Below are 21,060 nucleotides of genomic sequence, written 5' to 3'. Positions count from 1 at the left end.
GGTTGCTTTTCTTCTATCGGTTGAGGATTTCGGCCAGATCCACCTGCTGCGGATCCAGGTTCAGGTTGTGTTGCACGTTGACGAGGTGCTTGCTCACCAGGCGCACCGCCGCCTTCACGTCGCGCCGTTCGAACGCGTCGACGATCGCCACGTGCTCGCTGTGCGATTCGCCGGCCGAATGCGACGACTGGTGCATCAGCGCGATCAGCGACGAACGGGTCAGCAGTTCGCTCAGCATCTGCGTCAGCACCTCGTTGCCCAGCATGCGCGCCAGCACGAGGTGGAAGTCCGCCAGCAGGCGCGTGCGCCCCGGCACCGCGGCATCGTTGACGGCCGCGCCTTCCAGCGCCAGGTGCTCGCGCAACTGGCGGATCTGCTCGTCCGTGATAGTGGCGCACAGCCGCTTCGTGACGGCCGTCTCGAGGATGGCGCGCATTTCAAAGACGTCGCGCGCTTCCTCGGCGGTGGGCGTGGCGACGAACGCGCCGCGCGCCGGTTCCAGCACCACCAGCCGGTCACGGCTCAGCTGGTTGAGGGCCTGGCGCACGACGGTGCGCGACACCTCGAACAGGTCGCCGATCTTTTGCTCGGACAGTTTGGTGCCCGGCATCAGCCGGCGCTCGGCGATCGCGGCGGTGATCGAGTCGACGATGCGCTGGGTGGCGCCGGCGGCCGGCGCATGGGCATCCGGTGCCAGGTCGGTCGCGACGATTTTCAGTTGGGTGCGGGTTCGAGTCATGAAGATCAGGACAAGGATCGGAACATAAACAGGTTGACATCGGAATCAGAGTGTATACACTTTTCAAAAAAAGAAAAGCAAAAAGTGTATGCAATCCTGTACATTGATGGTTGTGCAAGGCTTGTGCACGAATTGTCATGAGAACCGCCGGCAATCCCGCCGGCCCATACCGAGAAAAAGGAGCCCCATGGGACATTTGAGTACCCACGTACTGGACACGATGAACGGCTGCCCCGCGGCCGGCATGCGCGTGCAGCTGCAGCGCATCGATGGCGACACCGTCACCACGATCAAGAGCCTGACGCTGAACGCCGACGGCCGCAACGATGGCGGCCCGCTGCTCGACAGCACCAGCATGGCCGTCGGCCGCTACCGCCTGGTGTTCGCCGTGGCGGAATACTTCCGCGCACGCGACGTGCGCCTGCCGGAACCTGCCTTCCTCGACGAGGTGCCGCTCGACTTCGGCATCGCCGACGCGGCCGGCCACTACCACGTGCCGCTGCTGGTCAGCCCGTGGTCGTATTCGACCTACCGTGGTTCCTGAACCACATCAGCCAATAAGTTAGCTAACGTATATCCAGCGAAGACTGGATCGTATACAGTTACTAGTGTCGCCGCGGAGCACACCGGTATCGCCCCCAGGGGCTGCCGATGGTTGCGATGATTTGCCCCACACAGAGCCCGCTGTGGTGAGGGGACAGTACGGTTTTCACACCGTGCTTCTCTGCTTGTTTGAGGCTCTATGGATATGTACTTGATGGACTGGGTCAACCTGCTGCTGCGCTGGACCCACGTCATTACCGCGATCGCCTGGATCGGCGCATCGTTCTACTTTGTTTTCCTCGACAACAGTCTCGAGAAGCCCACCGCGCCGGATCTCGTCGCCAAGGGCGTCGACGGCGAATTGTGGGCCGTCCACGGCGGTGGTTTCTACCATCCGCAGAAGTACCTGGTGGCTCCCAAAACCATGCCGGACAACCTGCACTGGTTCTACTGGGAGAGCTACGCCACCTGGCTGTCCGGCTTCGGACTGTTTACGGTGCTGTACCTGTTCAATGCCGGCACGTTCATGGTCGACAAGGCCGTGCACGACTGGCCTGCGCAGGCGGCCGTCATCGGCGCGCTGGCCTTCCTGGTCGTGTTCTGGCTGATCTACGACACCATCTGCCGTTCCCTGGGCCGCACCAAGAACGGCGACCTGAAGGTGGGCCTGATCGTGTTCGGCTTCGTGGTGTTCGCCTCGTGGCTGGCCTGCCAGCTGTTCGCCGGCCGTGCCGCGTTCCTGCTGGTCGGCGCGATGATGGCCACGGCGATGAGCGCCAACGTGTTCTTCTGGATCATTCCCGGCCAGCGCAAGGTCGTCAAGCAGCTGAAGGCGGGCGAGCCGGTCGACCCGATCTACGGCTGGCGCGCCAAGCAGCGTTCGGTGCACAACACCTACTTCACGCTGCCGGTGCTGTTCGCGATGCTGTCGAACCACTACGGCTTCCTGTACTCCGGTGAACACAACTGGATCGTGCTGGTGCTGATGATGATGACGGGCGCGCTGATCCGCCACAGCTTCGTGGCCCGCCACAAGGCGCTGGTGCACGGCAAGCGGGTTCCCTGGGAACACGCGTTCGGCGGTACCGCCGTGATGGTCGCGCTGATCGTCTGGCTGGTGCCGGCTCCGCAGGCCGAAGCGCCGGTCGAAGCCGCAGCCCCGGCTGCCGCCGGCGATGCCACGGCCGCGGTCGCGCAAAACCCGTTCGCCAAGGTCAAGGCCGTGGTCGACCAGCGCTGCGTGATGTGCCACTCGGCGACGATGCAGAGCAAGGGTATCCGCCTCGATTCCACCGGCGAGATCCAGCGCCATGCGCAGGCCCTGTACCAGCAGGCTGTGGTCATGAAGCTGATGCCGCTGAATAACGCGACGAGCATGACCCCGGGCGAGCGCGACCTGCTGAAGAAGTGGTACGAGGACGGCGCCAAGGTCGAATGACCCACGGGGCAACGATCGTCATGATGATCGTCATGACGATCGTGATGGGATCAGCAGCCCGAAAATAAGCAGCCCGAAAATAAGCAGCCCGAAAATAGGCAGCTCAACAATAAGCAGCTCAACAATAAGCAGCTCAACAATAAGCAGCCCGAAGCAGCAAGGTGCCGGGTCCGGCCCATCGGCAGCAACATGCATTCTGAAGTTTACTATAACAACCAGGAGACAAGCATGAAGCAACAGAAGTCGGACCGGGCCTCCAGCCCGGCCTTGGAGCCCGTCGACCCCGTCGACGAGCGTTTGCCCCTGGGGCGCCTCGGCGCCCTCGGCCTGCAGCACGTTCTCGTGATGTATGCCGGCGCCATCGCCGTGCCGCTGATCGTCGGCAGGGCACTGCAGCTGTCGCCCGAGCAGGTGACGATGCTGATCTCGGCGGACCTGTTCTGCTGCGGCCTGGTCACGCTGATCCAGTCGCTCGGCATGACGAAGTACTTCGGCATCCGGCTGCCGGTGATGATGGGGGTGACGTTCGCCGCCGTCGGGCCGATGGTGGCGATCGCCAACGGGGTGCCGGGCGTCGACGGCGCCCGCGCCATCTTCGGTGCCGGCATCGGTGCCGGCGCGCTGGCCCTGCTGCTGGCGCCGGCGATGAGCCGGATGCTGCGCTTCTTCCCGCCCGTCGTCACCGGCACCATCATCCTGGTCATCGGCATCACGCTGATGCGCGTGGGGGTGGGCTGGGCGATGGGCGGTCCCGATTCCGCCGCCCGCGCGGTGGACGTGCCCACGCTGGTGACGATGGTCGACCAGCTGAAGGCCGACGCGGCCGCCTCGGCCGCCCCGCTGGCGAGCAAGCTGCCGGGCCCGATCCCGACCCTGGCCAACCCGAACTACGGCGCGCTGGACAACCTGGCGATCGCCACCTTCGTGCTGCTGTTCATTATCTTCACGGTCCGCTACGCCAAGGGCTTCCTGTGCAATATCTCGGTGCTGCTCGGCATCGTGGCCGGCTGCGCGGTGGCGTACTCGATGGGCAAGATGAACTTCGCTAAAGTTGCCGGCGCCAAGTGGTTCGAGCTCGTCACGCCGTTCGCGTTCGGCACGCCCACCTTCGACATCGTGATGATCCTCACGCTGACGGTGGTGATGATCGTGGTGATGATCGAATCGGCCGGCATGTTCCTGGCGCTGTCCGAAATGACGGGCACCAAGGTCGACCAGCAGAAACTGGCCGCCGGCCTGCGCACCGACGGCCTGGGCACGCTGATCGGCGGCGTCTTCAACACGTTCCCGCACACCAGCTTCTCGCAGAACGTGGGACTGGTCGCGGTGACGGGCGTGAAGAGCCGCTGGGTCTGCGTGGCCGGCGGCGTGATCATGATCGTGCTGGGCATGCTGCCGAAACTGGCCGCGCTGGTCGAGGCGATTCCCCAGTTCGTGCTGGGCGGCGCCGGCCTCGTGATGTTCGGCATGGTGGCGGCGGCGGGCATCCGCATCCTGAACCGTGTCGACTTCCGCACCAACCGCTTCAACCTGTACATCGTGGCACTGTCGATCGGCTTCGGCCTGATTCCGCTGGTGGCGCCGCACTGGGCGCAGCAGATGGCGCACAGCCTGCATCCGCTGCTGGAATCGGGCATCCTGCTGACCGCTGTGGCGGCCGTGGTGCTGAACGTGTTCTTCAACGGGTCGGGCAGCAAGGAAGCTGAAGGGCAGGAAGAGGGGCACCTGTCCCACGCCTGAGTAGAACGCGCGGGCCGGTGGCGCGCGCCTACCGTCAACGGCGAACCCAGGGGTGCCCCGGGTTCGCATCTTGCCGTCGCTGCCGGGCGGACAAGTGTGCCGCCTGCTGGCAGAACCGCGCGAACAGAATCGGGGCCGGCCCGCCGCCAGCAGAACTTTCCTTTCGGCTGATGTAGCCACATTCCCGCTCGCACGTGTCGTCGCGCCTGCGATGTCGTCTCAATGACATGCGGCAGGCGTTGGGCGGACCAACGGCGCGTGCTCTGCGCGGAATGACGATCAAGGTTGCAGTCTGTCGGGCTCCTCGCCAATGCAGCAAATAGATAAAGTGACAATTCGTTAGATTTTTCGACGATAGCAAAAAGTAAAATGTTTTCTCTGACAATCCACCAGGGGAACATTGATGCTGCTTTCCACATTTGCGCGCGCGGGTATCGTTGCGGCCGTCGCTGCCTGTTTCGCCGTCCCGGCATCAGCCGCGCTGGCGGTCAAAACATCGCATCCATATCTGTTCGCCACAGCGGATGACGTCGCCAAAGTGCTGGGCGCACTGCCTCGTGTAAGCAGCTTTCCCGCATTGGGCGGGAAAATTGCCTTCAAGTTCACACCGGTACCTCGAGCTGGCAAGGATTGGGAAGAAGCCGACATCTTCGGTGATGCAAAGGCGCCCGGGCGAAGCATTCTGATCCGGTATCTGAAGGATCAGTCTCCTGGAATGGTCACACTACAGATCGGCCTGCGTGATTCGGATCGAAACGGATTCATTGCGGTCAGCAAAGTGGATTTGCCGGTGAATCATGAGACATCGATTTCTCTGACATGGGATTCGGCTAAAGGCGACGCCTCATTGCACATTAATGAGAGTAAGGTCAGCACGTTCGCGTGGCTGAAGGATGGCTCTGGCAAACCTGTCGACTGGCACGCCGCTGCACAGGATTTCACGTTCCATGGCCATCGCGGGGACGTGATAAAACAATTCAAACTTTCCAGTCTTGATGGCACGACCCTATGGGAAGCCGAAAATGTCGACATCGAACTGTCGTCTGCCTGGGCGACCCTGCTGGCGAACGCAGACAGGCACGCCGCCGATGTCGCGGAGTGCATCAAATCCGCGGTACCAGTGGAAGCCCCCAAAATTTGCGCGGTACATAAGGAGGGGCGAGCAGAAATTGTCAACCCTGCCAGAACGCTAGCGCTGGCCTATTACGTGACGAAAAAGCCGGCCTACCTGCAGGGCGCCCGCGACCATATAGAGCTGATCCGAAGGACAGCGCTCGGCGCCGGCATCGAGTGGAGCATGTCTTCCCGCGTCGGCGCCTTGGGACTCTATTACGATTGGTTTAATAAAGCATTCACCGATTTACCGAATGGTAGCGCTTATCTGGCGAGCATAGCCAAGCTGATCAAGGATACGATCGCTCACGATACCCCAGACTTTCACGACGACCTACGATTCGCTATCTGCGGTTCGGATATCCTGAATGATCAAACTTTTAATTGCAACGGCGAGGTATGGCTGGAGGGGCAGTCGAACGTGCCCAGATACTATCTGGCCGGTCACCCCCAGAGCGCCCAATTCAATTCACTGCTGGGCCTGCTCGCGATTCATCCGGTGGAGCCTGGCGTCGGTGGCATGATCGATACCATTTTCCAGCATTATAAAGAGGGTTTCCTGCCGGTCCGGCAGTCCGTTTCACCCAATGGTGGCCACCACAGCCTGTTTTCCTATAACAGCTCTTCATTGGAACTCGCCGACAGGCTGAAAGTCTGGCAGCGCGCGCTGGATGGCGACGAGGCTTCTGAGTTGAAGGCCGATTTCCTTGCGTCAGCCATCTATCCGTATATCTACGGTTTGCGCCATGATGATACCTTCCCTGCGACCGGCGATAATTTCCAAACATCGGTCGGCAGCTCGCAGATCGGGGTTGTTGCGCTAGCAGCGCAGGATCCAGTGGCATATGGTTTTTATCAGAGCAAGGTGCTTCGCGATCGGCGCATGCGCGATGAAGGCTATTTCTGGGAGCGGTTGCTGTATCCTGAAAGGCCTGGAGAAACAAGCTCGGTCGAGGGCTTGCCGCTATCTCGTTATTTTAATGTGGCCGGAAATGTGCTGATTCGCGATACCTGGAATTATCCAGAGGCCACACTACTGGATTTCAAGTCAACGTCTTACATCAGTGAAAACCATCAGCACCTCGATCAGAACAGTTTCAGCCTCAACTATAAAGCGCCGCTACTGATCGATTCTGGTCAGTACGACGATTACCTGTCTTCGCATTGGAAGAGCTATTACCAGCGAACTATCGCGCATAACTCCATAGTGTTGTTCGACCAGAACGAGCAGTTCATTTACCCGGACGGGCCTGAACCGTGGAGCAATGACGGGGGGCAATGGTATAACGGCCGGGCGCTTTATCCTACCCCCTCAGAAATCGCCACGCCGCTCAAGAATGGCCTGGACGGTGTGCAAGCTTACTACGACGGCGTCAGCTATGTGTATGTAGCCGGTAATGCAAGCAAAGCCTATGGGCCAAAGCTGGATCAGAGCTCTGGCTTCAAACGCAGTATTGTTTACCTGCGTGGCCCGAAAGCTGACGCCGGGGCAGCACAGATACCTCCAACGATCCTGATCTTCGACAACCTGCTGACGACCGCGGGCGAGCGACCGACATCATTGCTTCATATGGTCAATAAACCTGTGGTTGGCGGGAGCATTGCAAGTGGAACCTCCGGTCGCTACGCGTTGAGCGAAGCTGCCAACAATGCGTCAATTACTGTACGAAATGGAAATGGGATGGTGACAATCCAGCCGTTATTGCCCGAAAGCCGCGAGACAACGCTTGTCGGCGGCAAAGACAGCGGCGGCGAATGCGAGCAGGTCAAACTGGAGAACAAGGAATTCAAGAAACTTGGCAAGAGTGGTGATTGTCGGTTCCTGGTCCGCTACGGTAATGCCGGGAGTGGATATGCATGGGGCAATTTCGCGCCAGAAAATAAGGGCTACGCGTCATCACCTGATATAGGTGCGTGGAGGCTTGAGATCCAGCCGAAGCTCGCCGTGCCCGTGGGTACGCGGCAATATTTTCTTAACGCACTTCACGTTGCAGACAATGACTTCAAAGATGAGGTTGCCGCAGCACACCAGAACGTAAAGTTGTTGAAAAGACATTATGAGTCTTATAGCGTCAAGGTTCGCGAAGAAGTCATCGTGGTCTTCAATGGCGGGCCGACTGAACTCACCACGTTCGCTTGGGAACCCTTAACATTCACCGGAAAAACCTTGCTGTTTGGAGCGAGAAAGAAAGCTTGCTACACGCTGCTCGTGGAAGGCACCACGTTGAAAATGGTGCTGAGTGATACTGGACACTATAGCGCCAACGCTGAGGGCGTTCTCGACTTCGATACGAGCAAGCCAGCGCCTGCCCGCTGTGGTACTTGAAATGCACGACTGCATGTAATGTGGAGCAACCACGGGGGATATTAACGTCGGGCTCGGCCTGGGGCTTTAGAACCGGTGCTGGATTCCCGCCAGCACGCTTTTCTGCCGGCTGCCGAATCCGGCCTCGTCCCGTGCGAGGCCGACCAGCTGCCCGTGCTGCGCCTTCGCGTACGCGGCGGTGACGTACAGGTCGGTACGGCGCGACAGCGCATAGCGTACCCGCCCGACGATCATCACCGGGTCCGCCTCGACGGGCCCGTGCCGCACATCCTGGTAGTACACGACGCCGGCCAGCGTAACGGCCGGCGTTATCATGTAGTTCGCTCCCGCCCAATACAACCGTGCCCGCAGCTCGGGCGTGCTTGCTGCTTCCTGCCGGTAGTCGCGCATCGCCGCCTGCAGTTTCACCTTGCCGGCCGAGTACATCGCCCCGATGTGCCATGCCGTGGTATCGCCCCGCGCACCGGTCGTGGCATCGGGCACGCCGTTGATCCGTTCGTACGCCGCCATCGCGGACCATGGGCCGGCCGCGTAGTTGACGGCCGCGGCGCCTTTCGCGCCGTCGCCAGCCGATGAACCTTCGCCGGCGCCGTAGCTGGCGCCGTAGCTCCAGTTGCCGGTCTTGCCGGCATACTTGACGAGGTTGTCGAACGCGAACGCCATGCCGTACTTGCCGGCGCCGCTGGCATTGCCGGCCGGCGCCCACGAGTACTGCGGCGCGTATCCCATCGGATCGTAGGGCAGCACGAAGTCGTACACGGTCGTGAATGCGCGGCCCAGCAGCAATGTGCCCCAGCGGCCTTCCAGCCCCACGGTGGCCTGGCGCTTGAACAATGGCGTGTCGGCTACGCCGGTATCGGCGGCGATGCCCATCTCCAGCTGGAACAGCGCCTTCAGGCCGCCGCCCAGGTCTTCGCTGCCGGTGAAACCCAGGCGCGACGTGTTCATGCCGCCGGAATTGACGCGCATGGTGTTGCCGCCATGGGCGCCGGCATCGGAAATGACGCCGACATTCATGTCGACCAGGCCGTACACATTGACGTTCGATTGTGCCGCGGCGGTGCCGCAGGCGAGGGCGCACGCGCCCCAGACCAGCTTGCGTTGCATGGTGTCTCCGTATTTTTTATGGACGCGCCGGTCCCTTGCCGGGCCGGCGCCGTGAGATGCGGGGGAGGGGCCTGCCGGGCGCCAGTGGGCTGGGCCCGGCAGGCGGTCAGCGGTCGACGGCCTGTTTCGGCAACAGGACGATCAGGCAGGCGCCGAGCAGCAGCATGCCGGAAGTGAGCATCAGGCCGGCGCCCTGCTTGCCCGTAAAATCGTTCAGCCAGCCCACCAGCGAGGGTGAGAAGAAGCCGGCCAGGTTGGCGATGCAGTTGATGGTGGCGATGCCGGCGGCCGCCGTCATGCCGCCCAGGAAGGCGGTCGGCAGCGCCCAGAACTGCGAGGTGCCGCACAGGGCGCCGGCGGCCGCCACGCTGAGCAGGGCCAGCGCCGTGCCGATGCCGTCGGTGAACGGCAGGGCGAACAGGGCCGCGGCGGCCGCCAGCATCGGCACGCCGCAGTGCAGCCGGCGGGCCCGGGTGCGGTCCGAGTTGCGGCCCACCAGCGGCAGGCACACCAGCGCCACGCCGTACGGAATCGCGGCCAGCATGCCGACTTCCCACAGGCCGGTCGCGCCGGCGTTCCGCACGATCGTCGGCAGCCAGAACGTCAGGCCGTACTGGCCCATCACGATGCAGAAGTAGATGCCGGTCAGCAGCCACAGGCGCCGGTCGGCCAGGAAGTCGCGGACCGTCTGGTGCGCCACCTTGCCGTCGTTTTCCGCGGCGATATTGCGCTGCAGGACCGCCTTCTCTTCCGGCGACAGCCACTTCGCGCCGGCGATGCTGTCGTCCAGGTAGAACAGGATGGCGATGCCCAGGACCAGCGACGGAATGGCTTCCAGCGCGAACAGCCACTGCCAGCCGCGCAGGCCATGCACGCCGGCAAACGCCTCCATGATCCAGCCCGACAGCGGTGCGCCGACGATGGAGGCCAGCGGAATCGCCATGAAGAACATCCCCATCACCTTGGCGCGCCGCGCGGAGGGGAACCAGTAGGTGATGTAGAGGATGACGCCGGGCGCAAAGCCCGCCTCGGCCACGCCGAGCAGGAAGCGCAGCACATAGAACATCGTTGGCGAACTGACAAAGGCGAAGCTGGCGGAAATCATGGCCCACGTGATCATGATGCGCGCCAGCCAGCGGCGCGCGCCGAAGCGGTGCAGGATCATGTTGCTCGGCACTTCGAACAGGAAGTAGCCGATGAAGAAGACGCCGGCGCCCAGGCCGTAGACGGTATCGCTCCACTGCAGGTCGGACAGCATCTGCAGCTTGGCGAAGCCCACGTTGACGCGGTCCAGGTAGGCGCCCAGGTAGCACAGCATCAGGAAAGGCACGAGCCGGCGCGTGACTTTCGCGTAGGCCCGGGTTTCGACGTCGGCGACGCCGGAGTGATAGGCGGCACCTGCCGCGGGTGTGACGATCGGTGTTTTCATGCGTGTCTCCAGATTGTTCTGTCATCGCGCGGAGGTCTTGCCGCCTCCTTGCGCATGCGGGGCATTGCTGCCCGGTGCCCTCGGCCGTGTGCGCTCAGCGCAGCCAGGAGCGGATGCTGGCCACCATCGCTTCCGTCGAGATGCCGTAGCGGTCGTGCAGCGTGGGCAGCGCGCCGGCATCGAGGAAGGCATCCGGCAGCGCGACCTGGCGGAACGCCGGTGCCACGCCCGCGCGCAGCAGCGTGCCCGCCACCGCCTCGCCCAGGCCGCCGACCACGGAGTGGTTCTCGGCCACCACCACCAGCCGGCCGCCGCGCGACGCTTCGCGCACGATCGCCTCGGTGTCGAGCGGCTTGATGGTCGGCACGTGCAGCACCGCGACGCCGACATTATCGTCCTTCAGCGCCTGCGCCGCCTCCAGTGCGCGCATCGTCATGATGCCGCTGGAGATCACCAGCACCTCGCGCCCGTCGCGCAGCAGCTTGGCCTTGCCCAATTCGAACTTGTAGTCGTACTCGTCCAGCACCAGCGGCACCTTGCCGCGCAGCAGCCGCATGTAGACCGGGCCCTTGTGCTCGGCAATGGCGGCCGTTGCCTGTTCGGTATCGAGCGCATCGCACGGATCGACGATCGTCAACCCCGGCACGCCGCGGAAGATGGCGATATCCTCGGTGGCCTGGTGGCTGGGGCCATAGCCGGTGGTCAGGCCGGGCAGCGCGCAGGCGATCTTGACGTTGAGGTTTTCCTCGGCGATCACCTGGTGGATGAAATCGTACGCGCGGCGCGACGCGAACACCGCGTAGGTGGTGACGAATGGGGTAAAACCTTCCTTGGCCATGCCGCCGGCGGCACCCATCAGCAATTGCTCGGCCATGCCCATCTGGAAGAAGCGTTCCGGGTATTCCTTGGCGAACAGGTGCAGGTCGGTGTACTTGGCCAGGTCGGCGCTCATGCCGACAATGTCGGGCCGCCCGGCGGCCAGAGCCACCAGCGCGTTGCCGAACGGCGCGGCCACGGTGCGCTGGCCTTCGCTGGCGATGGAGGCGATCATCGCCGACGTGGTCAGGCGCGGTTTGCTCATGGGGGCGTTCATTGCTGGTCTCCTGCCTGGGTTTGTTTCTCATCGAGGATGGCGATGGCCTGCTGCCATTCGTCGGCTTCGACGCGGATGAAATGGTTCTTGTCGCGCTGTTCCAGGAACGGCACGCCCGAACCCATCAGCGTGTCGAACAGGATCACGCGGGGCTGCGGGTCCGGGTGGCTGCGCGCGGCATCGAAGGCGGCCAGCACGGCGGCCATGTCGTTGCCGCTGGCGCGCTGCACGTGCCAGCCGAACGCTTCCCACTTCTGCGCCAGCGGCTCGAAGCCGAGGATCTTGCCGGAAGGGCCGTCGGCCTGCTGGTTGTTGATGTCCACCAGCGTGATCAGGTTGCCCAGCCCGAAGTGCGCGGCGGACAGCGCCGCTTCCCACGTCGAGCCCTCGTCCAGTTCGCCGTCCGACATCGAGTTGTAGACAAAGGCGGGGTTGTTCTTCTGGCGCAGGCCCAGCGCCATGCCCACCGCGATCGTCAGCCCCTGGCCCAGCGAGCCGCCGGAGATTTCCATGCCGGGCGTGTAGGTGGCCATGCCCGACATCGGCAGCCGGCTGTCGTCGCTGCCATAGGTTTCCAGCTCGTCTTCCGGCAGGATGCCGGCCTCCAGCAGCGCGGCATACAGCGCGATCGCGTAATGGCCGTGCGACAGCAGGAAACGGTCGCGGCCTTCCCATTCCGGCTCGTCGGCACGATAATGCAGCGCGTGGCGGTAGGCCACGGCGAGGATGTCGGCCATGCCGAGCGCCTGGCCCACATAGCCCTGGCCCTGCACCTCGCCCATCCTCAGCGCGAAGCGGCGGATGCGGTAGGCGGCGCTTTCCAGGGCGCGCAGCTGGTCGGGTGAATCTGGTTTCATTGTCGTCTCCGGTTGCGAATCATTGGTCTTGTCACGAAACCAGTGTAAGAATTGAAAGACCCACCGTATAGCGAGTAATTCTTGGCGATAGATGAAACCAGTTCAGCGATACCGCGCCCTGCGCAAGGCATCCCTCAAGGGCTTGCAGGCTTTCGAGGCCGCCTACATGCACCGTTCCTTCGCCGCCGCGGCGCAGGAACTGTCGATCACGGCGTCGGCCGTCAGCCATTCGATCCAGACGCTGGAGGAAGCGCTCGGCACCTTGCTGTTCGAGCGCGCCCGCCGCGGCGTCGAGCCGACGGAAGAGGGCGCCCGGCTGTATGAAGTGATCCGCCGCTCGTTCGGCGACATCGACGACGAGCTGCGCACCATCCTCGATCGCGGTAGCAAGCAGCAGGTGGTGACGATCCAGTGCGCGCCCAGTTTCGCGGCGATCTGGGTGATGCCGCAGCTGCCGGCGTTCCTGCGCGCCCATCCGGACATCGACGTGCGGCTGTGGGCCGTACACCAGCCGCCGGATTTCTCCAGCAGCGGCGTCGACGTGGCCGTGCTGTACGGCCGGCCCACTGCCTCGGCCGGCGTGCACGTCGAGCCGGTCTCGCAGCACGAACGCTACCTGCCGGTCTGCAGCCCGGCGCTGGTCGACGGCTGGACGCTGCCGCTGCCGCCGGCCGACATCGAGAATTTTTATCTCATCCAGAACGACGTGTCGCTGACCTCGTGGGACGAGTGGATCGCGCGCTTCGCGCCCGAATGCCGGCATCCCGTACGGGGGCTGCGGCTGGACCGCGCGTTCATGACGCTGGGTGCGGCCGAGAATGGCCTGGGGATGTGCATCGAGAGCACGGTGCTGGTGCAGGACTACCTGAAGGAGGGGCGCCTCGTGTGCCCGTTCGGCGAACTGGCCATCGAGGCCACCGGGCATTACCTGGCCGTGCCGAAGAGCCGCGAGGGCCTGCAGGCGGTGCGCACGGTGGCGGACTGGATACGGGGATTCGTGACCGATGGCGGCGGGGCCGCCATCGGAACATGAAGCATCAGTGGATCAGCATGCCGCCGTTGACGTCGAGCGTGACGCCGGTGCAATAAGCCGACAGGTCGCTGGCCAGGAAGACGACGGCGCCGGCGATGTCGTCGGCCCTGCCCAGGCGGGCCAGCGGAATGTCGGTGGCGATCTCGCCCTTGCGTTCCTCCGTCAGCTTGCCCTTGATGATGTCCGTGGCGATCAGGCCCGGCGTAATGGCGTTGACGCGGATGCCGTCCGGCCCGAACTCGCGCGCCATCGCCCGCATTAGGCCCAGCACGCCGGCCTTGGCGGCCGAGTAGTGCGGTCCGCCGAGGATGCCGCCGCCGCGCTGCGCCGAGACGGACGAGGTGCAGACGATGCTGCCGTGCTTTTGCGCCTGCATGGCCGGCAGCACGGCCTGCGCCATCAGCAGCGTGCCGCGCAGGCTCACGTCGAGTACCGCGTCATAGTCGGCGGTGGAAATGTCCAGCGTCTTGCGCGGCTGCGTGATGCCGGCATTGGCGAACAGGATGTCGATGCGGCCGAAGCGTTCCAGCGCGGCCTGCGCGGCCGCTTCGCACTGTTCCTTGTTCGTTACGTCGGCTACCAGGCCGAGGTGCTGTGACCCCAGTTCCGCCGCGGCGCCGGCCGGGTTGGCGCCGGCCAGGTCGAGGATCACCACCTTTGCACCATGCGCGGCCAGCATGCGCGCCGTCGCAAAGCCCAGTCCATTGACGCCGGCGCCGCCGGTCACGATTGCCACGCGATCTTTCAGTAACATGTGAGTCTCCGTTTGTTCAAGTCGTGCCGCCATGGTGGCCGACGGCAGGCTTGACGACAAACGAGGAAAACTCAGGGCAGGGCGAATCTATTTCACGGCTGTTCCCGCGCCCAGCGGCACCTGCCGGATGCTGCCGTCGGTCCCGTACTCCAGCGGTGCGATGGCGATCGAGCGCCGGTGGCTGCCGCCGCCCGGCAGCAGGCTGTCATGGTAGAACAGCCAGCTTTTACCGGCATGCTCGAGAATGGCCTGGTGGTTCGTCGAGATCTTCAGGTAGTCGAGCACCACGCCCCGGTACGTGAACGGGCCGAGCGGCGAGGTGCCGGTGGCGTACACGATCTGGCCCGGCCAGCCGGTCGAGAAGGTGAAGTAATACATGCCGTTGCGCTCGTGCAGGAACGGCGCTTCGCCATAGGCTTTCCTGCCCGTCTTGTTCGCCTTGTCGGCCTTTTCCGTCTTGTCCAGCGGGGGCAGGCCGGCGATCGCCACGTCCAGGATCGGCCCGTCCAGCGTGACCATGTCGGCCTTCAGTTTCACCACTTTCGGCACGCGGGTGCCGAAGTACAGGTTGGCCTGGCCGTCCCTGTCGACGAACACGGCCGGGTCGATCGGCTCGTCGCCCGCGTTGGCGTCGCGCGCCTTGTCGACCAGCGGCGTGGTGCGGGCATCGGCGAAGCCGCCGTCAGGGCGGTCCGAGACCGCCACGCCGATCGTGTCGCCGCCCACCGGGGCATAGAAGTAGAACCTGCCGTTGCGCTGCACCGCTTCCGGCGCCCACGCCTTCGCATCGGGGCGCGCCCATTTGAACACTTTCACGTCGAGCGGAATGCCGGCGTCCGTCCACGTCTTCATGTCCGGCGACGTGTACAGGCGCCACGTCGTCGAGTCCCAATACTTGCCGGAATTGCTGGCGTCGTCGGTGGCGTACAGGTAGAACTTGCCGCCTGCCTTCGTGTCGAAGTAATGCGGCGACGGGTCGGCGTTGAAGCGCTGGGCGATCGGCTGGCCGGGTTCGGCGGTGGCGGGAAGGGCGAATGCAAGCAGCAGGGCGGGCAGGAAGGACATCGGGCGGTGCATCGGGACTCCAGTGAAAGGCGCGGTTCGGAGGCTCGATGGTAGCGCGCATTGCGCTGATTTTGTGCATGTGTCAACATGTTGATTATTGTTCTATCAGACGCGCGGTGTCGGGAAAGACACCCGGCCGTAAACGCTGTCCAACGCGATCCATCACCGCATCATCAGAAAATTACGGAGCCCGGCAGTGAGCAAAACCATTTTCTTCATCGCCATCGCACTTGGCCTGGCCGGCTGCCGCTACCTGCCGGAAGACAGCAGCCGGGACTGCGACAAGCACATGGACTGGAACGACCGGAAGGCCTGCAAGGCGAAGCTGTCCACGGAACAGAAGGAATGGGAAAAGCGGGAAGCTAAATAGGCACGGCAGCAAACATAGGCACGGCAGCAGACAGGCGCCGCGAAGGTGCCCGGGCGATGCGGGCAGGCCCTTCAGGGCAGCCCTATGCCACGCCAGCGCTATGAAACCCGCGCGGTCACGCCTTGCCCTGCCGCGTGCTGGCAAAGGCCACGGCGTCGTCGAGCTTGTCGTAGTGATAGTCGCCGACGCTGAAGCGTCCGCCTGCGAAGCCGATGCCCAGTTCGTGCATCCGGGCGCGCTCCGCTTCGCTGGGCAGCCATGCGGGCAGCCAGCGCGGTACGAACGCGCTATCGGCCCGGAAGCCGGGCACGTCGCGCTGGGCAGTGGCATAGCGCAAGGCATCCTCCAGCCGGTCGTACCGGTACTGGCGGAAATGATAGTGGCGCCCGTCGTACGTGACTTCGAGCGCGGCAGCCGTTTCGGATGTTTCCATGCTGTGCTCCTTTTTCACCTGTTCCTGCTGGACTCCTGGCGCTACCGTGCGTGCTCCAGCGGCGCGGCAAAGGGCCACCGCAGCGGGGAATTCTCGATCCAGGCGCGGGCCTCGGCGAACGCGCTGTCCTCGGCATCGCAGCCGCGGCTGAAGGAAGCAGCCAGCGAGCCGGCCTGGTGGCGCGTTTCGCCGGTGGCGCGCACGCTGATGCTGAGGAGGTAGCTGATCCGGTCGTCGAGCGACTGGCAGGTCACGTCGATGACGTGGCCCCGGTAGGATTGGGATGACATGAAGGCTCCGCGCGGAAGGTGAATGAAGGTCGGCAAGCTCCGGTGTGCTCCGGTTCACCATGGCCGCTGCATGCAGTGTAGTCGATCTGGCGCCGGCCAGCCGTTTTATATGGCATTGGCGGGCCGGCAGCCTGCCTTTCGGCTGTTGCACGGCTGGTCAGGCGCGTTGCTTGTCGTACAATCACGGGCCGACACGGATCGGCCCCATCAACCCTACTCCGAGACGAATGAAGCCATTTCGCACATTGAATTCCGCCCCGCGCCGCCTGGCCCGCACTACGCCGGCCACCACGCCGACCACTGCGCCGACCCCTGCGCTGGCCACCGCACTGCTGACCACCCTGGCGCTGGCCGCCATGGCGCTGGCCGGTTCCGCGCAGGCCGCCACCACCAGCCTGAACGACGCCTGGCAGTTCCATCGCGCCGACGGTAAGCAGGCCGCCGGCGCCACCGCCGGCAAGGTGCCGGCGGGCGCCTGGAGCACCGTCAGCCTGCCGCACGCGGCCCACATCGAGCCGCGCGTGCCGACGGCGCCCTGGCAGGGCACGGTGTTCTACAAGAAGACGTTCGACGCCGCGCTGAAGCCGGGCGAACGGGCGATCCTGCGCTTCGAGGCGGTGATGAACGTGGCCGACGTCTGGCTGAACGGCAAGCACCTGGGCCAGCACCTGGGCGGCTACCTGCCGTTCGCGTTCGACGTGACCGGCCTGCTGAAGGCGGGCGGCAAGAACGAAGTGGTGGTGCGCGCGAACAACGAAGATAACGCTATCACCGGTCCCAAGCCACTCAAGGATCTGGACTACATCCAGCACGGCGGCATGTACCGCGGCGTCAGCCTGATCACCAAGCCGGCCGTGCACATCACGGACGAGATGCTGGCGGCCACGCCGGCCGGCGGTGGCGTGTTCGTCACGTTCCCGCAGGCCGACAAGACACAGGCCACGGTGCAGGTGAAGACCGAAGTGGCGAATACGTCGAAGGCGGCGCGCACCGTCACCGTGCGCAATACGCTGGCCTGGCAGGGCAAGGAGATCGCCCGCGCCGAGCAGAAGGTGACGCTGAAGGCGGGCGAACGCCGCCACGTGACGATGCCGCTGAAGGTCGGGCAGCCGCAATTGTGGTCGCCGCAGGCACCCAACCTGCACGTGCTGGACACTTCAGTCGTGGGCGAGGGCGCCGGCGCGGGGGGCGGAGATTCGGTGCAGACCCGCATCGGCATCCGCCGCCTGGCGTTCGACAGCAAACACAAGCTGGTGCTGAACGGCGAGCCGCTGCAGCTGCGCGGCGTGAACCGCCACCAGGAATACCCGCACGTGGGCTACGCGCTGTCGCCGCAGGCCGAGTACCGCGACGCGCTGCTGGTGAAGAAGTACGGCTTCGACTACATCCGCCTGTCGCACTACCCGCAGTCGCCGGCGTTCATGGCCGCGGCCGACGAGCTGGGCCTGCTGGTAATCCCGGGCGTGCCGGGCTGGCAATACTTCAACAAGGATCCGGCCTTCAGCAAGCAGGTGATCAAGACCTGCGAGGACATGATCCGCCGCAACCGCAACCATGCCAGCGTGCTGGCCTGGGAATGCTCGCTGAACGAGACGGACATGCCGGACGCCTTCGTCGACACGCTGCACAAGACCGTGCATACCGAATACCCGGGCGACCAGGCGTTCTCGGTGGGCTGGCTGCCCCGTTCCTACGACATCTACATGCAGGCACGCCAGCACAGGATCGGCGACAAGCACGCGTTGCCGGACAAGCCGCTGATCGTTTCCGAATACGGCGACTGGGAATACTACGCGATGAACGCCGGCTTCAACCAGGGCGCCTGGAGCGACCTGAAGCCGGCCGACCGGTCCAGCCGCCAGCTGCTGTCGCAGGGCGAGAAGCACCTGCTGCAGCAGGCCGCCAACGTGGCCGAGGCGCATGACGACAATTTCACGACGCCGGCCTTTGCCGACGGCTACTGGGTCATGTTCGACTACGCGCGCGGCTACGCGCCGGACCTGGAAGCGTCTGGCGTGATGAGTATCGACCGGCTGCCGAAGTTCGCGGCCGAGTTCTTCCGCTCGCAGCGCAGTCCGGAGCAGGTCGCGCCGAAGGCGACGCCGCAGTGGGGCGGCGGCCCGATGGTCTTCATCGCCAGCTACTGGACGCCGGAATCGTCGCCGCGCGTGCGCGTGTTCACGAATGCCGAGGAAGTGGAACTGCGGCTGAATGGCAAGACCGTGGCGCGGCAGAAGGCCGCACCGTCGTCCACCCATCCGCGGCTGAAGCATCCGCCGGTGGAATTCGATACCGGCGCCTTCCAGGCCGGAGAACTGGTGGCAGTGGCCTACACGGGCGGCAAGGCGGTGGCCGAGCACAAGGTACGCACGCCGGGCGACGCCGTGAAACTGGACGTGGCGCTGGACGAGATGGGCGTGCCGCCCGCCGTCGGCGACCTGGTGTTCGCGCGCGCCCGCCTGGTCGACGCCAGCGGCACCACCGTGCCGCAGTCCGGCCAGGCGGTGACGTTCACGGCCGACCCGGGCTATGAAGTGATCCACAGCCCGCAGGCGACCACCGAGGCCGGCATCGCCAGCGTACTGGTGAAGGTGCGCGAGCCGAACGGCACGCTGTCCGCGGCGGCCGGCAAGCTGCAGGGCGCGCTCGCGCCGCGTAGTACCGCCGCTGAGTAACGCAAGGTACGCCGCGCGGTAATTTCCTGCATAACGCAAGGTACGCCGCGCGGTAATTTCCTGCATAACGCAAGGTACGCCGCGAAGTAATACCGCAGGTAGCCGGTGCCGGACCTCGGATGGGGGCCGGCGCCGGCGTGATGCGTGAGTATTGGTGAGATTGACGTGGTGGCGCGGGTCAGCAATATCTTATATGTAACCTGTACGCCACACAGTTGTTATAAGTGCTAACGGGCAAGCTTTACGTGTGGCAACTTCGGCAGGATAATGGTCCGGCGACCGGAGCAGCGTCGCGTGGTCCGCCGCCAGGTGGAACTCATCCACTTGCCATCAGGACCCGCAATGACCATTGCCACCGCCCCCGCCCGCACCGCCGGACATGATCTCCAAGCCGACTCCGGCGCCATCAGCAGCGCCCTGAACCGGGTGCAGGCCATCATCGAGTTCCGTCTCGACGGCACCATCCTCCACGCCAACGACAATTTCCTGGCCACGCTGGGCTACACGCTGGACGAGGTGGTGGGCCGCCACCATTCGATGTTCTGCGATCCCGACTACGTGCGTTCGGCCGACTACGAAGCCTTCTGGGCCGGGCTGCGCCGCGGCGAGTTCGAGCGCGCGCAATACCGCCGCATCGGCAAGGGCGGGCGGGATGTATGGATCGAGGCGTCGTACAACCCGATCCTCGACGAGGAAGGCAGGCCTTTCAAGGTGATCAAGTTTGCCTGCGATATCACCGCGCACAAGCTGCGCGCCAACGAGCACGCCAGCCTGGTCAGCGCGATCGACAAGGCGCAGGCGGTTGTCGAGTTCGACATGCACGGCGTGCTGCTGACCGCCAACGCCAATTTCCTTGCCGTGATGGGCTACGAACTGGGCGACGTGCAGGGCGAGCACCACCGCGTGTTCTGCGACGACGACTACGCCACCAGCCTGGAATACCGCAAGTTCTGGCAGAAGCTGAACCGCGGCGAGTTCGATGCCGGCCGCTACAAGCGCATCGGCGCCGATGGCCGCCCGGTCTGGATCCAGGCGACCTACAATCCGATCTTCGGCCTCGACGGCAAGCCGTACAAGGTGGTCAAGTTCGCCACCGACATCACCGCCCAGGTGGCGCTGGAAGAGGAGGTGGTACGCCGCAATGAAGCCGATCGCCGCAAGGTGGCGCTGCTGCTCGAACAGGTGGAACGGGCCGCGCATGGCGACCTGACGGGCACGCTCGACATGAGCGGCACCGACCCGGTCGACCAGCTCGGCGCCGGTGTCGGCAAGATGATCGCGGACCTGCGCGGCGTGATCGCGCACGTGGTATCCGAAGTGGCACGCCTGTCGTCGTCGGCGCACACGATCGCGGAGCGTTCGAATGTGGTGGCCGGCGGCGCGCAGGCGCTGGGCGCCACGGTGGAGCAGATGAATGCCTCGGTCGATGGCCTGACGGCGTCGATTGCCACCATCGCCCGCGGCGCGAACGAAGCCAATACGCTGGCGCAGAGCACGAAGGAAGCCGCCGAGACGGGTGCCGGCGCGGTGGCCCGGTCGATCGAGGCGATGGCGCTGATCAACCAGTCGTCCGAGGATATCAGCGAGATCGTCAAGGTGATCGGCGAGATCGCCAGCCAGACCAATATGCTGGCCTTCAACGCGGCCATCGAGGCGGCGCGCGCCGGCGAGCACGGCCTGGGCTTCTCGGTCGTGGCCGACGAGGTGCGCAAACTGGCCGAGCGCTCGTCGCAGGCCGCCAAGGAAATCTCCAAGCTGATCGCCGAATCGGTCAGGCGCGTGGCGCAGGGCCGCGAGATTTCACGCCAGGCCAGCGATGCGTTCGACCGCATCGCCACCGGCGTGGAGCGCACGTCGCTGGCCATCGGCGACATCTCCGACTCGGTCAACGAACAGTCGCTGTCGGCGCGTGAAGTGGCGGTGGCGATCGCCCACATCGCCGAGGAGTCGGAAAAATCGGCCGGATCGTGCGACAGCATCGCCGTGCAGACCGAGGAACTGAACCGCACGGCCGCGGACCTGAACCAGACCGTATCCGGCTTCACCGTCTGACCG

The 21,060-nt window shown here is 64.5% G+C and carries 17 protein-coding genes; 8 read left to right on the top strand and 9 right to left on the bottom strand.

Annotated elements, in window-relative coordinates; genetic code table 11:
* Positions 1–13: 13 nt before the first annotated feature.
* A complete protein-coding gene (locus FHS02_RS09280) occupies positions 14–739 on the bottom strand; it encodes a GntR family transcriptional regulator (RefSeq protein ID WP_137313160.1) in 726 nt (241 codons plus the stop codon).
* A gap of 187 nt (positions 740–926) precedes the next feature.
* Between FHS02_RS09280 and uraH the strand changes: the two genes are divergently transcribed.
* From uraH to FHS02_RS09260, 4 genes are all read left to right on the top strand, one after another.
* Entirely contained in the window at positions 927–1,283 is a 357-nt protein-coding gene (gene uraH, locus FHS02_RS09275; protein WP_137313159.1) for a hydroxyisourate hydrolase, read from the top strand.
* A 198-nt stretch (positions 1,284–1,481) separates the two neighbouring features.
* Positions 1,482–2,720 carry a urate hydroxylase PuuD gene (locus tag FHS02_RS09270; protein ID WP_137313158.1) on the top strand — a complete coding sequence of 413 codons (1,239 nt, stop codon included), beginning with the start codon at positions 1,482–1,484 and terminating at the stop codon, positions 2,718–2,720.
* Positions 2,721–2,948: 228 nt separating this feature from the next.
* The gene (locus FHS02_RS09265) at positions 2,949–4,460 is read left to right on the top strand and encodes a nucleobase:cation symporter-2 family protein (protein ID WP_137313157.1); all 1,512 of its coding nucleotides are present in this window, start codon (positions 2,949–2,951) and stop codon (positions 4,458–4,460) included.
* 403 nt (positions 4,461–4,863) lie between these two features.
* Positions 4,864–7,899 (top strand): heparinase II/III domain-containing protein, encoded by a 3,036-nt coding sequence (locus FHS02_RS09260; RefSeq protein WP_137313156.1) that lies wholly within the window; start codon positions 4,864–4,866, stop codon positions 7,897–7,899.
* Between the two features lie 66 nt (positions 7,900–7,965).
* Here the strand turns inward: FHS02_RS09260 and FHS02_RS09255 are convergent, their stop codons facing one another.
* The 4 genes from FHS02_RS09255 to FHS02_RS09240 all read right to left on the bottom strand — a co-directional run bounded on the left by FHS02_RS09255 (position 7,966) and on the right by FHS02_RS09240 (position 12,385).
* A complete protein-coding gene (locus tag FHS02_RS09255) occupies positions 7,966–9,006 on the bottom strand; it encodes a porin (protein WP_137313155.1) in 1,041 nt (346 codons plus the stop codon).
* A gap of 106 nt (positions 9,007–9,112) precedes the next feature.
* Entirely contained in the window at positions 9,113–10,435 is a 1,323-nt protein-coding gene (locus tag FHS02_RS09250; protein ID WP_137313154.1) for an MFS transporter, read from the bottom strand.
* Positions 10,436–10,529: 94 nt separating this feature from the next.
* Entirely contained in the window at positions 10,530–11,528 is a 999-nt protein-coding gene (locus FHS02_RS09245; RefSeq protein WP_137313153.1) for a transketolase family protein, read from the bottom strand.
* Positions 11,525–12,385 carry a transketolase gene (locus FHS02_RS09240; protein WP_137313152.1) on the bottom strand — a complete coding sequence of 287 codons (861 nt, stop codon included), beginning with the start codon at positions 12,383–12,385 and terminating at the stop codon, positions 11,525–11,527. The genes FHS02_RS09245 and FHS02_RS09240 overlap by 4 nt, the downstream gene beginning before the upstream one ends.
* Before the next feature lie 91 nt (positions 12,386–12,476).
* Between FHS02_RS09240 and FHS02_RS09235 the strand changes: the two genes are divergently transcribed.
* On the top strand, positions 12,477–13,418 hold the full coding sequence (locus tag FHS02_RS09235) for a LysR substrate-binding domain-containing protein (protein ID WP_137313151.1): 942 nt from the start codon (positions 12,477–12,479) through the stop codon (positions 13,416–13,418).
* Positions 13,419–13,422: 4 nt separating this feature from the next.
* Here FHS02_RS09235 and FHS02_RS09230 read toward each other — a convergent pair whose 3' ends face one another.
* On the bottom strand, positions 13,423–14,172 hold the full coding sequence (locus FHS02_RS09230) for an SDR family NAD(P)-dependent oxidoreductase (RefSeq protein WP_137313150.1): 750 nt from the start codon (positions 14,170–14,172) through the stop codon (positions 13,423–13,425).
* Between the two features lie 87 nt (positions 14,173–14,259).
* Complete coding sequence (locus tag FHS02_RS09225) at positions 14,260–15,249, bottom strand: family 43 glycosylhydrolase (protein ID WP_217496914.1); 990 nt, start codon at positions 15,247–15,249, stop codon at positions 14,260–14,262.
* 184 nt (positions 15,250–15,433) lie between these two features.
* Here FHS02_RS09225 and FHS02_RS09220 point away from each other — a divergent pair, with 184 nt between their 5' ends.
* Entirely contained in the window at positions 15,434–15,607 is a 174-nt protein-coding gene (locus tag FHS02_RS09220; protein ID WP_175424747.1) for a hypothetical protein, read from the top strand.
* 115 nt (positions 15,608–15,722) lie between these two features.
* Here the strand turns inward: FHS02_RS09220 and FHS02_RS09215 are convergent, their stop codons facing one another.
* Both FHS02_RS09215 and FHS02_RS09210 read right to left on the bottom strand, forming a co-directional pair.
* Positions 15,723–16,040: a hypothetical protein gene (locus FHS02_RS09215; RefSeq protein ID WP_137313149.1), complete on the bottom strand. Its 318-nt coding sequence runs from the start codon at positions 16,038–16,040 to the stop codon at positions 15,723–15,725.
* A 41-nt stretch (positions 16,041–16,081) separates the two neighbouring features.
* Positions 16,082–16,330 carry a hypothetical protein gene (locus FHS02_RS09210; RefSeq protein ID WP_137313148.1) on the bottom strand — a complete coding sequence of 83 codons (249 nt, stop codon included), beginning with the start codon at positions 16,328–16,330 and terminating at the stop codon, positions 16,082–16,084.
* 227 nt (positions 16,331–16,557) lie between these two features.
* On the opposite strand from FHS02_RS09210, the gene FHS02_RS09205 reads away from it, so the two are divergent.
* Together FHS02_RS09205 and FHS02_RS09200 are read left to right on the top strand one after the other, a co-directional pair.
* A complete protein-coding gene (locus FHS02_RS09205) occupies positions 16,558–19,005 on the top strand; it encodes a glycoside hydrolase family 2 protein (protein WP_229422557.1) in 2,448 nt (815 codons plus the stop codon).
* A gap of 342 nt (positions 19,006–19,347) precedes the next feature.
* The gene (locus tag FHS02_RS09200) at positions 19,348–21,057 is read left to right on the top strand and encodes a methyl-accepting chemotaxis protein (protein ID WP_137313147.1); all 1,710 of its coding nucleotides are present in this window, start codon (positions 19,348–19,350) and stop codon (positions 21,055–21,057) included.
* The last annotated feature ends 3 nt before the right edge of the window (positions 21,058–21,060 follow it).

This window comes from Pseudoduganella umbonata (genome assembly GCF_014192225.1).
In the GTDB taxonomy this organism is placed as follows: Bacteria; Pseudomonadota; Gammaproteobacteria; order Burkholderiales; family Burkholderiaceae_D; genus Rugamonas; species Rugamonas umbonata.
The sequence above is the reverse complement of the archived record's forward strand: the minus strand, read 5'-3'. Positions and strand labels throughout refer to the sequence as shown.